Origin of the sequence: Providencia sp. PROV208, assembly GCF_028479465.1 — a bacterium.
Lineage (GTDB): Bacteria > Pseudomonadota > Gammaproteobacteria > Enterobacterales > Enterobacteriaceae > Providencia > Providencia alcalifaciens.
Genome location: NZ_JAMPNS010000006.1, coordinates 134,815 through 149,000, shown reverse-complemented (window position 1 = coordinate 149,000; position 14,186 = coordinate 134,815). Strand labels below are relative to the sequence as shown.

Here is a 14,186-nt window from a genome sequence, read left to right as displayed (position 1 = left end):
ATTTTCAAGGCACTTTTTTTCTTGGGTATTTTGTTATTCTTATCAGTAAGTTTTATTCTCATTCCGACAATCCTAAATATTTATTCCTCTTTAAATAATGAAGATTATTATTTAACACTAATCTAAAAATAATCCCATCCATTGAGATTAATATCATTATTTAATGCCGTTCAATTCTGTAATTACTCTTAAAAAATAGCAAAGATAAATAAAGATCGAACTTAAAATAGCTCATTACAGGGATGATTAACATTTATAGGGGGAGAGTTATTTTATAGTTTATTGAAAAATAAAAAGAAAAAACACCATTCTAATGTAATGATTTTTCATTGAATTATAAAACCTTTATTTGTAAATAAAACGCATTCTCATAAAATCATTTTCAGTTTGTGGGTCCACAAATATGTCCAAGAGAAAAGAGTAAAAAGCATCATCTCCTTTTAATTTTTTACTAATTGAATAAGGAAATCACTATGAATAAAAGTACTAAAGCGACGTTAATTGCTATTTTGGCAGGTATGTCTACCTATGCGAGTGCGATAACGGAATCTGCACAGAGCCAAACGTATGAGACAGAAAGATCAAATGTAACGGTAGGTGAAACTCAAGCTTCTCATGGACCCCATGGGGGGAGTATAGGCTCACCGGGTATTGGTCATCGTTATAAAGGCGAAGGAAAAAGAATATCATTTTCGAGCTTAGCGAGAATTGTGATGTTTCCAAAAGAGGGTAATGTTTATGTTGTTCCTGCAACACCAAACGGTAATATCGATATGGGGAAATTCCAGTTCTCTAAAATCGCAGATGCCGAAGTTTATTATGGGGATTGGTCACAAACTGGAATGGAAGATGATGCTAAGCACACTGCTTTCTTCTCTGGTCAAGATGCAACAACATCAGTACCAACCGAAGGTAAAGCCACTTACACCATTGCAGGGATTAATCAATATGATGGTGAGAAAAAGCTTTCCGGTGTATTTGAAGCTGACTTTGGTGATAAGGGCTATACCGGTTCATTACAAGGCGAGAACTTAAAAATTGCTCTTGAGGGTCAAATACATGATGCCGGCTCATTCTCAGGTTCAGCAATTGCTAATGACACCGTATCAGGTATGAGCTATGGGTGCTTCTTTGGCGAGAATGCGGAACATGTTGGTGGTGTCGCCGTATTTAATAGTGAGCATCAATATGATACCGCTTTTGGTGGCAGCCAGAACCAAGAGTAATCTCTATTTCGCAATATAGCTGCTATCAGGTAGGCAAAAGTTATTTTGCCTACCTGTATTTTTGTGGAAAAAGGAAAAGGAAGGCGGATGAAAAAAATAATCAACAAGATTGAAGTATTAATTATATTGTTGTTTTCTATGAATTCATTTTCTGAGAAAAATTATGAGCATCAGCAATATGAACAGATAATTGAAGTTTTAACTGAAATAAATAACACAAGAAATAAAGCGCCCACGATAATCCCACTTAAAATAAATAAAACTGTCGACGACCTTGGTTTTATTCTTTATGATTTAGTTAACCGGCAAAAATTCCAGCAAATCGATAGAATATTACCTGACTATCTGAATGATAAAAATCATGATAAAGGTATGGTGGATTATATTTCAGCAGAAAGAGCCTATTTTAATGGTGATTATCCATTAGCACTAAAAGTTTATTTGAAAATAGTCAATGGTAACCCTGACTCAGTCTTTTCTGAAATGAAATTGGCTCATGTCTATATAAAAAACAGTTATCATCGTGAAGCATTAAGTTTATATAAAAAGATAAAAGATAAATATCGAGTCAATTTACCGGAAGACCGAATCAAGCAGATAGACAAAGAAATCACAGCATTAGAAAAACGTGGTCATTGGCAGGGAAATTTCAATGCGGATTTAAAGTATGACACAAACTATACTGAGGCTCATGGTAACAAGGAACAGCAATGTGGCACGATCTGGTGTATGCAAGGCAGTGAAATTAAATCTGGTTTAGTGTACGGGTTTTCAGGAAATGCCAATAAAATCCTTTGGCAATATCGAGGTCACTCGCTGTTAGCCAGTATGGGTGGAAATGTATGGGAATACCCACATCGCTCAGTAAAAAGGCGCTTTTCGAGTTACTCATCAATAAGCTATCAGTATCTTTATGGGAATAAAAAGATCACGTTTTCACCTATTGCAGATATCAATTGGCGGGGGCATTTGTTTGATCATTACAGTGTAGGTGCAAGCATTACTGGGGTATATTTTCCCAGTAATAAGCTTTATTTGCTATCTAACCTGGCATATAAAAATCAAACTTTCTTTGGTAAACGAACATCACGTTCAGGCTATGATATTAATTACAGTATGACCGCTATTTATTCGATTAACCCACAATGGAGTGTATTCTCAAATATATATGGCGGTAAAAATATTGAAAAATATAAAAGTGATAGCTACCAAGTGTCAGGGTTAACAGTGGGCTCAATTAATGCCGTTGGCTCGAATAAGTTAGTCAATAAACTAACAAGCAGCAATTATGATTTTTTTGATTTCGATAGTGCACTTAATACAAAACGTAGTGATGAATCGTGGGAATTAAATAGCCAAATAACATTATTAGATCATACGTTTCTATCATTAACACCAACGTTCTATGTTAATTACAAATTCAATGATAGCAGTGCAAGAATAAGCTATTCCTATAATAAAAGCGAAGTGGGTTTAAATTTAAGTAAAACATTTTAGTTTGCATTGAGATTTAATATGAAAGTAACAACAGTGGTGGCAATGAAAATTGCCACAGGGTTAGCTATGGGGGGCATTTCACTTTCGTCTTATGCCAGCTCAAGGGAACAAGTGGGCAATATTCAGGTAAAAGACCAAATCGATACGATTAAGCAACGTGACCAAAAAGGTGCGGATGACCAATATGATAGAGATGAATCCAATATTTATATCAGTAAAGAAGCAGCCGAACGTTATAAAGGTACTAACCCTGCCGATATTTTAAATCATGGCGTTGGGGTTTATAGCGGAGATGCGCGTAATAGTGGGGCATTAGACCCAAATGTTCGCGGCATTCAAGGGCAAGGGCGCGTACCCGTCACGGTAGATGGTACAGAGCAAGCCATTACGGTGTGGCGCGGCTACAACGGAGCCAATAATCGTAATTATGTTGACCCTAATATGATCAGTAGCATCACAGTGATAAAAAGCCCGATGTTAGATCGTGATATTCGTACTTCTATTGGTGGTGGCGTTGCGGTTAAAACCCTCAGTATTGATGATATCGTCCCATCAGATGAACATTTTGCTGTCGATCTTAAATTGGAAACACGAACTAATTCGACAAAGCCTCGAATTAACCAGTTGCATCTTGGAAGCGATTACCGCGATGACCCAGAGCTGATGGAGAGTGCAGCCAATTATAATGATAGTCTGTCGTTAGTGAAGTTCCGAGACCCTAAGACAGTGGTAGAGCCAGATCAACCAGGAAGTTCGAATTTCTTTAATTTAAAAGACAGTGCGATGCGAGTGGCACTTGGGTTACGGCAAGAAAAATTTAACCTGCTATTTGCTTATAGCCACCGAAACCAAGGAAACTATTTTGCAGGTCGCCACGGTGCAAACTATTTTCGAGAGCCTATTATCACTCGAGACAAGACATATTCAAATAAAACATTAGATCCTAATATCCCTTTTGTTGCCAATATTTACTTGCCAACCAAAGAAGTGGGTAATACCTCCAGTAATATCGAAACTTTCCTTCAAAAAATGAATTTACAACTCTCAGAATCACAGAGTGTCTCCCTCGGCTATGTGCATACCAAAAGCCATTATGGGGAAATTATGCCCTCGCAAATTCGTTTTCATGATTTAGCGGGGGAAATTCCTCAATGGCCTTTGGCAAATCTTAGTTTAGGCTCTCTCTATGTTAACTATGGATTTAAACCCAGCGACCAACCGTTTTTTGATTTTCAGTTAAGTTATTGGTTAACAAAAATGGATTTAAATTCCAATACTGCGGGTGACTTGCCTAGGCAAGCGATGGAGTATGACTGGTATATATATGGTAATCGTAGAAATCTAAATGTTAACGGGAAATTAGTAGATGGCATAAAACTGAGTCAGCTCAATGATAGGCAAGGTGTTTCCTTATCTAATAAAATCCAATTACTACCTAGCTTTGATGTGACTCTCATTGGTAACTTCACGAATGAGAAAATTAACAGCCATGATGATATCTATGGTCCTAATGCTGAAATACCTAAATACAGTACATTTCGTGCTATCCCACGAGAAGGAAAGCGTCAAGAATACAGTAGCGCAATCAGATTTGATTGGCGCCCCACGAATTGGCTACATGTCAATGCAGGTATTCAGTATCAAAATTATTGGTCGCGAGATTTATTAAGGGAACGTCGATTAAAAGCAAAAGACTCCCGATTTGCCGTGCATCAAATTGAGAAAGCCATGAATTTTGAATATACTCGACCCTTTACTGAAGAGGAAGCCAGTAAGGTTAAGGGCTATGTGGATAGTAAAGGGCGTACTTTTGATGGTTACGATAACGTGGGTAATTGGCCGGACAGTACTATTGGCGTTTCTAGAATTGAATGGTTTGTCGCAGAAGCGTTATCACTCCCTAAGCATTCTCTAAAAAAAGCCGAGCACTATTCTACAATTCATGAAGAGTATGAGGGGTTTCGTATTACCGGATTCGACTATATCAAATGGCGAGTGGATGAAGATGGTAAGCTCACTGCGGAGAATAACCCATTCTATAACGGCGAAATTGACCTCTCAGAAGAGGTGATTGACCCGATTAGCCAGAAAAAAGTCAAAGCAATTATTGCTTATCGTGCTCCAAATAAAGAATGGGATTATATTTCAGTCGACGAGAACCAAAAGTATAAAAACCCAGGTAAACGTATTAATTCCGCGTGGAGTCCATCAATAGGGGGATCTGTCTACCTCTCTGATAATGACCGAGTGTTTGCGCGTTACGCCGAAACCGTCAGAATGCCCAGTATTTTTGAAGATACCATCGGTTTTTCTGGCGGCGGTAAAGTCACTATAGGGCATCGCCCCTTTAAGCCAGAACGTAGCCATACTTTTGAAATTGGCTATGTGCATAATTTACAAAGTTGGTTAAACGCTGAAAATGCCGCCGATTTTAGAATCAACTATTACCATAATATGATTGAAAACGCCTTTGATCGTGATGGTAATTTGGTTTTTGCACAAATGGATCAGCACCGAACCGCTGGATTGGAAGTGCTAGCCCGTTATGATAATGGACGTTTCTTTGGGGATTTAGGAATTGATTTCCGGCTGAAAAATGAAGTTTGTGATGATGCATCGATGGCTCGTTTAGACCCGCTGAATAAGTACAAAGGGTCAATCTGTACTGAAGGTGGCTTTCCGCACGGCTATCTCCGAACCCAGTTACAACCTAAATACAGTATCCATACTAACCTCGGTATGCGTTTCTTTAATGAAAGTTTGGAAGTTGGCGGACGTATACGCTATCACGCCAAAACAGAAAATAAAGATGAAGCACAGATGGCGAGCAAGTTTGGTCCTTCTTATTCACCGTTAAACAATAACCCGATGAGTTGGAATGCGGTATTTGTCACGGATGCTTATGTTACCTACCAAGTGAATAAAAACCTGTTAGTGGAGTTATTAGCTTCTAACGTATTAAACGAATATTACATTGACCCATTGACGCGTAGCATGATGCCTGCGCCGGGAAGATCTCTTCGTTTAAGTGTGACTAGTCACTTCTAAGGCTCAGCCCCAGCAAAGTATATTTGCTGGGGCTGATTAGGAATATCGCCATGAATTATTTTCGAATTTATTATGGATTACCGCTTTCTGGCTTATTACACGGCACCATTATTTATTTCTGTTTTTTTACAGTCAATTCATTGTCATTCAAAATGACAGCACCGTTAATTTCTCCAGTGGTGACCGTCGCGTTAACTCAGTTTTTAGTTGAGCAGCAAGTGAGTGTCCCCCAAGAAAGCCAATCGGTAACTGGAGATGAACTCAATACCATCGAGGAGTTTGAGTACGCGAATATCAAGGTCAGTAAGCAGCGTAACCATCAAGATAATGCCTCAAATACCGTCGCTGATAAAACACCCAATGAAGTGAAATCTAAAAAGCGTAATCCTGTAAAAAATAAAGCTAAACCAGAAGAAAAAGCCAAGAAAGACAGTTCTCGGGATGATTTGCAAACCCAAAGAGCAAAAGAAGGAGAAAGCAAAGCAAATTCTTTAGCTGCAGGGCAGCAAGGTGACCTCGCTCATTTTTTTGATGGCGAAAATAACATCAATGCCAAACAGCGCTATTTAGACCAGATCAAACGGGAAATTGATAGCCACAAACAGTACCCGCGACGAGCACGCAAAATGCGTATGCAAGGGGATATTCAAGTTCAGTTTGATATCACAGAGAAAGGTGAATTGGTCAATACGAAAGTGCTGGATTCAGAAATGAGCCCATTTTTTGAACAGGCGATATTAGATGCAATTAAGCGTTGCAAACCTTTGGGTAAACCACCAGAGGATATGAACAGGCAGTTAAAATTAGAGATTAATTTTAAATTAGATTAGAAAAATGGGGTAAAAATCAAGCCGCTATAGTGGTATAGCGGCATTGTACAATGTTACTGTTCTGCTGGTTTTGTCTCTTTAACATCTTTACCTTCCTCTGCTTCAGGAAGAGTGACGTTTAATTCGAGAACAGAAATATCATCATCTTTTTGTTCAAATTGTACGGATAACATTTCTGGGTCAACTTGAACATACTTGCAAATAACTTGCAAAATATCTCGCTTCATATCAGCAAGATAAGCTGGCTCACTATCACCGCGGCGACGTTCAGCAACGATGATTTGCAGTCGCTCTTTTGCGATATTTGCTGTCGTCTTTTTTCTCGACAGAAAGAAATCCAATAAAGCCATTATTTATCCCCCAAATAGACGCTTTAAGAAGCCTTTTTTCTCTTCTTCAATGAAACGCATAGGGCGATCTTCACCTAAAATACGTTCTACACAGTCGCTATATGCTTGTCCTGCGTCAGAGTCAGAGTCCAGAATAACCGGTTCACCTTGGTTAGAAGAACGTAGAACAGATTGATCTTCTGGGATCACCCCAATTAATGGAATGCACAGAATTTCTAGAACGTCTTCCATACTGAGCATGTCACCACGGGTTACGCGACCTGGGTTGTAGCGAGTCAGTAATAAGTGTTCCTTAATTGGGTCTTGACCTTTTTCTGCACGACGAGACTTAGACGATAAGATCCCTAAAATACGGTCTGAGTCGCGAACAGAAGAGACTTCTGGGTTGGTTGTGATGATGGCTTCATCAGCGAAATAAAGCGCCATTAATGCACCGCTTTCAATACCCGCGGGAGAATCACAAATAATAAAATCAAACGCCATTTCGTTGCTAAGTTCATCAAGAACTTTTTCAACACCTTCACGAGTCAGGGCGTCTTTATCACGAGTTTGTGATGCAGGCAGAATATAGAGGTTTTCAGTACGTTTATCTTTAATTAACGCCTGATTTAGAGTTGCATCACCTTGGATAACGTTGACGAAGTCATATACTACGCGACGTTCACACCCCATGATTAGGTCAAGGTTACGTAGACCGATATCGAAATCGATAACTACAGTTTTGTTCCCTTTTTGAGCTAGGCCGGTAGCTATGGCCGCGCTTGAAGTGGTTTTACCAACGCCACCTTTACCAGAAGTAACAACAATTATGCGTGCCATGAATAATTCCTTGTAAATAAGGTCTAATTTAAGTATTCAATATTAAGTTTGTTATCAACTAAACAAAGTTTAGCTGCTTTGGTGAGAAATTCAGTAGGTATTTGATCGCTCAACCAATACTCGCCTGCAATCGACACTAGCTCTGCCTGCAAATGAGTACAATAAATCTGGCTTTCCATATCTCCAGAGGCACCAGCAAGGGCTCGACCTCTCATAACACCATAGATATGAATATTACCATCTGCTAATAATTCTGCACCTGCACTAACATTACTTGTGACGATGAGATCACTATTTGGCGCATAAATGCGCTGACCTGAACGTACTGGAGTATTGATAATGCGAGTTTTGCGATAAGCAGATTCGATAGGGGCAGACTGAGGTGCAATATCAGATTTTGCAAAAGTGACGTCATCCGTTGATGGTTCTGGCGTTTTTTTGCTTTTACCTTCATTGAGTACGGGCAGTCCCGCTTCATTGATTTTTTGTCTTAATAGTGGGTCAGTGCAACCGCTAACGCCAACAATTCGAAGACCAGCAGAAACTATCGCCTTGTGAATACTGTACATATCCGCGTGATGCGTTAATTCTGCAACATTAATAACAACTGGGGCATTTTTAAGAAAATCAGGAGCCTGACTTACTTTGTCTTGCAGCGCTTTTTTGATGAGTTTAGGCTCTTCACTGTGTAAGTGAATGACTGAAAGAGTAAAACTGCTGCCTTTAAGTTCTATTGGCGATTGTGGCATCTATCTAGACTCAGCAAATTAAAATTTCCGAAACAATCCTCGGGTGAAGATACTCAGTAAAACAATAGCATGTTATAGTTACTGCATACTTCAAGCAAGCTTACGAACCAAGAAAAAGAGTTAAATATAATGATTTGTGCAATTTATAGAAGCCCGAACCGTGATCAAACTTATTTATATATCGAAAAAAAAGATGATTTTTCACGCGTTCCTGAAGAACTCCTTAAACAGTTTGGCAAACCTCAGTTCTCAATGTTAATTTCGTTAGATAAACGTGAAAAGCTGGCTAATGCTGATATTGAGCGAGTTCGCGCTGATCTCCAAGACGTTGGTTATTACTTGCAATTCCCACCTCCGGTCGAAGATTTACTTTCTGAATACCGTGAACTAAACGACTAAGACAATTTAGGAAGATCCTTAAAAAGCCATTATCGTCAGGAGGATAAAAATGAAGCCAACGTTATTATATACATTAGTCGCTGGTCTACTTTTAGCAAGTTGTAGTGCGCCACATACTCAAACTACTGCAACCCATGCGAATGAAACGCGAACTCTGACAACGGCACAAGAGGCTGCGATTGAAAAAGAAATTATCGCATTGGATAAAGCATTTCCGATTGAACAACGAGAACCTTCCCAGTTTCCAGCGTATGTGGAGTTGTTGAAACAACATGCGATTGCTCAAGGTATTAAACAATCTACGATTGATCGTGGTTTCGCTAATATTTACTTCCTAGAACGTGTTGTAAAAGCGGATAAAGGGCAGCCTGAAAAGCGTGCTACAGTGACATTAGCAAGTTATCTAAAAAATGTTTTGCCACAATCTCGCATTAATATGGGTGTGGAAAAATATTATGAAAACCAAGCTGTTCTGAATGCCGTTAGCCAGAAATATGGTGTACCACCTCAATATATTGTTTCTTTATGGGGACTTGAAAGTGGTTTTGGTCGTTCACAGGGTAAAGAAGATGTCATTTCTGCTCTCGCAACACTCTCTTTCGAAGGTCGCCGCGAAGCTCTATTTAGTAAGCAATTATTGGCTGCATTGGAAATCATGGATAAAGGTTATATTCCTGAAGATCAACAGCTGAAAGGCTCATGGGCGGGTGCAATGGGTCAAAGCCAATTTATGCCAACATCTTATCTATCTTATGCAGCGGATGGTGATGGTGATGGCAAAATGGATATCTGGAATAATAAAGCGGATGTTTTTGCTTCTATTGCTAATTATTTATCAACGGAAGGATGGCAATCTGCATTACCATGGGGCTACCAAGTCTCTTTGCCCGCTGATTTTAACCGTCGTTTAGAAGGCGTTAAAACGGAACAAGGTAAAACAGTTCAGGAATGGGAACAGTTAGGCGTTAAACTACCTGCATTTTCCCGGTTATCACCAGAGATAAAAACTTGGGTGGTCATTCCCGATGATCCAGAAGGTCGAACTTTCTTAGTCACCCAAAACTTCCGCACGATTATGCATTGGAATCGTTCATATTATTTCGCATTAAGTGTTTGTATGATGGCGGATGGTATCGCTACAAAAATACAATAACGATAATAGGAGTTACCGATATGTATCAACATCGCGACTGGCAAGGTGCTTTATTAGATTTCCCTGCCAATAAAGTAGTTTGTGTGGGTAGTAACTATGCAAAACATATTAAAGAAATGGGGTCAGCATTACCGGAAGAGCCCGTTTTATTTATTAAACCTGAAACAGCACTGTGTGATGTAAACCAACCGATTGTGATCCCTAAAGATTTAGGTTCTGTCCATCATGAAGTAGAGATGGCTATTTTAATTGGTATGCCGCTAAAAAATGCGGATGAAGACCGAGTTGCCCGTGCAATAGCCGGTTATGCCGTTGCGCTTGATCTAACGCTGAGAGATTTACAAGCGAAATTTAAGAAAGCAGGGCAACCTTGGGAGAAAAGCAAAGCCTTTGATGGTTCTTGCCCGATTTCTGGTTTTATTCCTGTTAGTGGTACAAGTGACTTACAAAATATGTCATTGAGTGTAGAGATCAACGGCGAAGTTCGTCAGTCTGGATCGACTCGTGATATGATCACGCCAGTTTTACCGCTGATTAGCTATATGTCCCGCTTCTTTACCCTCCGTCCTGGCGACGTTATTTTAACAGGAACACCAGACGGTGTTGGTCCGCTGGTTTCTGGGGATATGTTAACGCTAACGATTAATGATAATTCACTGACCACTAGAGTCATTTAAGTATAGGATTTTGCAGTATTATGTCTCAGTTTTTCTGGCAGGTTAAAACCTTAGATGAAATGACCGATGAAGAGTGGGAATCGCTCTGTGATGGATGTGGGCAATGTTGTTTACACAAACTGATAGATGAAGATACCGATGAGATCTATTTCACTAATGTGGCTTGTAACCAATTAAATATTAAAACCTGTCAGTGCAAGCATTATGCAGATCGTTTCAAATATGAAGCAGATTGCATCAAACTGACACGGGACAATTTAGAAACATTTGCTTGGTTACCGAGCACCTGTGCCTATCGTTTGCTTATGGAAGGAAAATCACTTCCTGTATGGCATCCATTGAAAACAGGTTCAAAAGCTGCAATGCATAATGAAGGTATTTCTGTTCGCCACATTGCTGTACGAGAAATTGATGTGGTGGAATGGGAAGATCATATTATGAATCATCCTAATGCTAGATAGCATTTTATTGTGCCCCCTCAAAAAGCCCGCTTAGTGCGGGTTTTTTATTAACTAAATGAATAGGGGATAGAAAATACGACAAATATTATATTTACCAGCCAATTAATCGACTTAATCAGAAAATAACGTCTTTGCTATATCAATCAGAATTAATAAGATATGCATGAAATGGATTTTGTTCATTAATGGTTTTAAAAATGTTAAATATTTATTAATATCAAATGTTCTAATATTCAACTCATCTAATGCATACACCTGAATTATTTAAACCATATTTCATATCTTGTTGAAATAAAATATTTTTTAAGCCATTTCTTTCAAATATCATCTTGCATTTTTGTTATCAATTTAATGAGTTGATGTGATTTAAATAGCACTATTATTAGCGTTATTGTCACGATTGTTCATGAATATACGGAGTAAAATAGTTAGTCTTAAAATAGAATAGCACTTAGCTTTAAATGCTTTTTTGCCCAAAATCGATACATAAGGTAAATCATAAACACAAAATATGTGTTTTTAGGAATATTCCTAATATGTATTTTTCAGGCAATTTTTATAAATTTGGTCGAATTGATTGCCTTATAGAATTCCTTTATATATCAATAAATTATAGATGTTTTCCAAATTTTGAGGCAGATCAAGTTTTTGGCAAGAAAATACTACTTATTTAGTATTGTCAGATCAGAAATGATAATTTCCTCTAACATAGATTCACGTCCCGATACTCTTAAATAGACTAAATCATTAAAGCCTAATTATATAATGTAAGCATTATCTTGCGGTTTTTATGATTTTTTATCACAAATCTCTTGTCCTATTCATTAACGTGTTTTCCTAATTGTCACTATAGCGAAATTACAACCTAATAACTTTCGATTTCACGAATTTTTATCCTTACTTATAGCGCAATAAAGTTATAGATAATTCATTTACACCAATAGAGAGTGAATTGAGTCTTGGAATAATAATTCGATATTTAATTTTATTTATTATTCGATGTTCCAATATGAACAACGGTATAATCAATAAGAAATATTTATGTTTTATGGCTTTTTAACACGTATACAGGGATATTATTTTGTTACGAAACTACTAGAAAAAGTGTCTAAATGTAAATGAAGTCATAAAATTTAACTTACATCTCAAATTTAAAATTTTCACATAAATCTCTTAATTTATAAAAAACCAAAATATAACTCTAATTAAACTAGGCTAAATCTAACAAATTACTAATTCTAGCTCTAAATATGACTTATTGCGCGTAATTAATATATTGGCACCATCAATTAATAGATCAATTACAATAGATTTTATCTATCAAAATATTAATAAGCTAAGGTAAAAACGATTTAAGGATACTTAAGTTTTTATGTATGCTTTGCGGCGAATTAGAGGGTCAAATAGCTTGTCGGTTCAAAAATAGAATGTATTAAGTCATTCCCTGTGTATGCGTTACAGCAATTCGCTGAAAATAAAAACATACTGACTTCTCGCTGTATTTTAATGCAGCTGGGTTCCGTTTTTGCTGTTACCAACAACTAAATAAAGACCACTTAATAATTTTTATAAGTAATAAATAAAAACTCATCTTAGGAATTGAAAATGAAAAAAGTTTTACTGACTGCTATCGCAGCAACAGTTCTTGGCTTAACAACAGCAAACGCAGCAACACCAGTTGGTGGTGGTCAAGTTAACTTCAACGGTAAAGTTATGGATGTTTCTTGTAACGTTTCCGTTGATGGTCAAGGTAGCGATGCTACTGTGTATTTAGCGCCGGTTTCTTTAAAAGAAGTTAAAGATGGTGGCTCCGATACAATTTTAAAACCAAAAACATTTGCTATCGAAATCAGTGATTGTGCACAAAGTGGTAAAGCTGTTTCTGATGTTTCCGGTTTAGGCGTACGCTGGACTGGTGGTAACTTAGCCGCTAACACAAAAGGTAGCTTAGCTAACACTGTAGTTAATGGTGCTAAAAACATTCAGTTAGCGCTATCTACTGATGGTAAAGCTGCAACTAAAATTTTCCCAGGTCAAACTAGCCAACCAAAAGCCACAGGTGAGTTAAACGGCAAAAATACACGTTTCACTTACTATGTTGGTTACACCACAAGTACTCCAGATGCAGTAAGCGCGGGTGAAATTCAAAGCTACGCGACCTACGAAATTACTTATAACTAATTTTTCAGTCAGTTTTTATCGGCATTTTCGATAAAAGCATGAGTTAGTAAGCGGTGGGTAAACTGCCGCTTTTTGCTTTGAGGCCCACATGAAAGCCATTCTATTTAGTCTTTGCTTACTGTCTAGCATGACGGCATTTGCAAATAATATTATCGTTAACGGTACACGCTTTATTTATCCTAGCGATGAAAAAGAAATTACAATTCAATTAAATAATACGGCTGATCGTCCTGCTATGGCTCAAGCATGGCTTGATAATGGTGATGCATCTGAAACACCCGACACCATTAAAACGCCTTTTCAACTCACACCCCCGATTTCCCGAATTGAAGCTAAAGGTGGACAAACTATCCGCATCAAATTGATGGATAAATCCGCCATTCCACAAGACCGAGAATCACTCTGGTGGCTTAACCTTTTAGATATTCCACCTATGGTCAAAAATAAAGCAGCAGAAAATCAAAATGTGCTGCAACTAGCGATTCGTTCTCGTTTTAAATTTTTCTATCGCCCATCAGGTTTAGGTAGCCGTGAACTTGCTCCTGAACAATTAGTGGTAAAAGCCGCTGGTAGCAGACTTAATATCGACAATCCGACGCCATACTTTATTACTATTACAAAAATTTCTGTTGATGGCTCTAGTGCATTGAATGATAAGACGATTTTTTTAGATCCGAAAAGCCAGTCGACAGTAGAGCTTAAAAAAGCGCTGACGTCAGGAACAAAAATTATTATTAACAATATCAATGATTACGGCTCAGATGTAGCGGTAAAAACTACCGTTAAATAGGATTTG

At 38.0% G+C, this 14,186-nt stretch carries 13 protein-coding genes; 10 read left to right on the top strand and 3 right to left on the bottom strand.

Translation table 11 applies throughout. From position 1 onward, the window contains the following. Positions 1-473 precede the first annotated feature (473 nt). The 4 genes from PR766_RS05560 (at position 474) to PR766_RS05545 (ending at position 6,601) form a co-directional block, all read left to right on the top strand. Positions 474-1,226 (top strand): Slam-dependent surface lipoprotein, encoded by a 753-nt coding sequence (locus PR766_RS05560; RefSeq protein ID WP_154636624.1) that lies wholly within the window; start codon positions 474-476, stop codon positions 1,224-1,226. Between the two features lie 87 nt (positions 1,227-1,313). After that, on the top strand, positions 1,314-2,723 hold the full coding sequence (locus PR766_RS05555; RefSeq protein ID WP_154601131.1) for a surface lipoprotein assembly modifier: 1,410 nt from the start codon (positions 1,314-1,316) through the stop codon (positions 2,721-2,723). 18 nt (positions 2,724-2,741) lie between these two features. Next, positions 2,742-5,771 carry a TonB-dependent receptor domain-containing protein gene (locus PR766_RS05550; RefSeq protein ID WP_154636623.1) on the top strand — a complete coding sequence of 1,010 codons (3,030 nt, stop codon included), beginning with the start codon at positions 2,742-2,744 and terminating at the stop codon, positions 5,769-5,771. Positions 5,772-5,821: 50 nt separating this feature from the next. Then, positions 5,822-6,601: an energy transducer TonB gene (locus tag PR766_RS05545; RefSeq protein ID WP_230086860.1), complete on the top strand. Its 780-nt coding sequence runs from the start codon at positions 5,822-5,824 to the stop codon at positions 6,599-6,601. Positions 6,602-6,654: 53 nt separating this feature from the next. Here the strand turns inward: PR766_RS05545 and minE are convergent, their stop codons facing one another. Genes minE through minC form a run of 3 tightly spaced genes read right to left on the bottom strand, consistent with a single transcriptional unit; the run spans position 6,655 to position 8,519 of the window. Continuing rightward, positions 6,655-6,951 carry a cell division topological specificity factor MinE gene (gene minE / locus PR766_RS05540; protein WP_006659910.1) on the bottom strand — a complete coding sequence of 99 codons (297 nt, stop codon included), beginning with the start codon at positions 6,949-6,951 and terminating at the stop codon, positions 6,655-6,657. A gap of 3 nt (positions 6,952-6,954) precedes the next feature. After that, positions 6,955-7,770, bottom strand: a complete 816-nt coding sequence (gene minD / locus PR766_RS05535; RefSeq protein ID WP_006659909.1) for a septum site-determining protein MinD — start codon at positions 7,768-7,770, stop codon at positions 6,955-6,957. A 23-nt stretch (positions 7,771-7,793) separates the two neighbouring features. Next, on the bottom strand, positions 7,794-8,519 hold the full coding sequence (gene minC / locus PR766_RS05530) for a septum site-determining protein MinC (protein ID WP_006659908.1): 726 nt from the start codon (positions 8,517-8,519) through the stop codon (positions 7,794-7,796). 129 nt (positions 8,520-8,648) lie between these two features. Here minC and PR766_RS05525 point away from each other — a divergent pair, with 129 nt between their 5' ends. The 6 genes from PR766_RS05525 to PR766_RS05500 all read left to right on the top strand — a co-directional run bounded on the left by PR766_RS05525 (position 8,649) and on the right by PR766_RS05500 (position 14,180). Beyond that, positions 8,649-8,918, top strand: coding sequence for a YcgL domain-containing protein (locus tag PR766_RS05525; protein ID WP_006661816.1), 270 nt, complete (start codon positions 8,649-8,651; stop codon positions 8,916-8,918). Positions 8,919-8,967: 49 nt separating this feature from the next. Beyond that, a complete protein-coding gene (locus tag PR766_RS05520; RefSeq protein WP_036975794.1) occupies positions 8,968-10,071 on the top strand; it encodes a lytic murein transglycosylase in 1,104 nt (367 codons plus the stop codon). Positions 10,072-10,091: 20 nt separating this feature from the next. Continuing rightward, positions 10,092-10,748: a fumarylacetoacetate hydrolase family protein gene (locus PR766_RS05515; protein WP_154636622.1), complete on the top strand. Its 657-nt coding sequence runs from the start codon at positions 10,092-10,094 to the stop codon at positions 10,746-10,748. A gap of 20 nt (positions 10,749-10,768) precedes the next feature. After that, entirely contained in the window at positions 10,769-11,209 is a 441-nt protein-coding gene (locus tag PR766_RS05510; RefSeq protein ID WP_154636621.1) for a YcgN family cysteine cluster protein, read from the top strand. 1,605 nt (positions 11,210-12,814) lie between these two features. Further along, positions 12,815-13,390 carry a fimbrial protein gene (locus PR766_RS05505; RefSeq protein WP_006659902.1) on the top strand — a complete coding sequence of 192 codons (576 nt, stop codon included), beginning with the start codon at positions 12,815-12,817 and terminating at the stop codon, positions 13,388-13,390. 88 nt (positions 13,391-13,478) lie between these two features. Then, positions 13,479-14,180 carry a fimbrial biogenesis chaperone gene (locus PR766_RS05500; RefSeq protein WP_006661814.1) on the top strand — a complete coding sequence of 234 codons (702 nt, stop codon included), beginning with the start codon at positions 13,479-13,481 and terminating at the stop codon, positions 14,178-14,180. Positions 14,181-14,186: the final 6 nt, after the last annotated feature.

Coding starts and splice junctions, on each gene's coding strand:
- PR766_RS05560 (WP_154636624.1), top strand. CDS start 474: ATGAATAAAAGTACTAAAGCGACGTTAATTGCTATTTTGGCAGGTATG.
- PR766_RS05555 (WP_154601131.1), top strand. CDS start 1,314: ATGAAAAAAATAATCAACAAGATTGAAGTATTAATTATATTGTTGTTT.
- PR766_RS05550 (WP_154636623.1), top strand. CDS start 2,742: ATGAAAGTAACAACAGTGGTGGCAATGAAAATTGCCACAGGGTTAGCT.
- PR766_RS05545 (WP_230086860.1), top strand. CDS start 5,822: ATGAATTATTTTCGAATTTATTATGGATTACCGCTTTCTGGCTTATTA.
- minE (WP_006659910.1), bottom strand. CDS start 6,951: ATGGCTTTATTGGATTTCTTTCTGTCGAGAAAAAAGACGACAGCAAAT.
- minD (WP_006659909.1), bottom strand. CDS start 7,770: ATGGCACGCATAATTGTTGTTACTTCTGGTAAAGGTGGCGTTGGTAAA.
- minC (WP_006659908.1), bottom strand. CDS start 8,519: ATGCCACAATCGCCAATAGAACTTAAAGGCAGCAGTTTTACTCTTTCA.
- PR766_RS05525 (WP_006661816.1), top strand. CDS start 8,649: ATGATTTGTGCAATTTATAGAAGCCCGAACCGTGATCAAACTTATTTA.
- PR766_RS05520 (WP_036975794.1), top strand. CDS start 8,968: ATGAAGCCAACGTTATTATATACATTAGTCGCTGGTCTACTTTTAGCA.
- PR766_RS05515 (WP_154636622.1), top strand. CDS start 10,092: ATGTATCAACATCGCGACTGGCAAGGTGCTTTATTAGATTTCCCTGCC.
- PR766_RS05510 (WP_154636621.1), top strand. CDS start 10,769: ATGTCTCAGTTTTTCTGGCAGGTTAAAACCTTAGATGAAATGACCGAT.
- PR766_RS05505 (WP_006659902.1), top strand. CDS start 12,815: ATGAAAAAAGTTTTACTGACTGCTATCGCAGCAACAGTTCTTGGCTTA.
- PR766_RS05500 (WP_006661814.1), top strand. CDS start 13,479: ATGAAAGCCATTCTATTTAGTCTTTGCTTACTGTCTAGCATGACGGCA.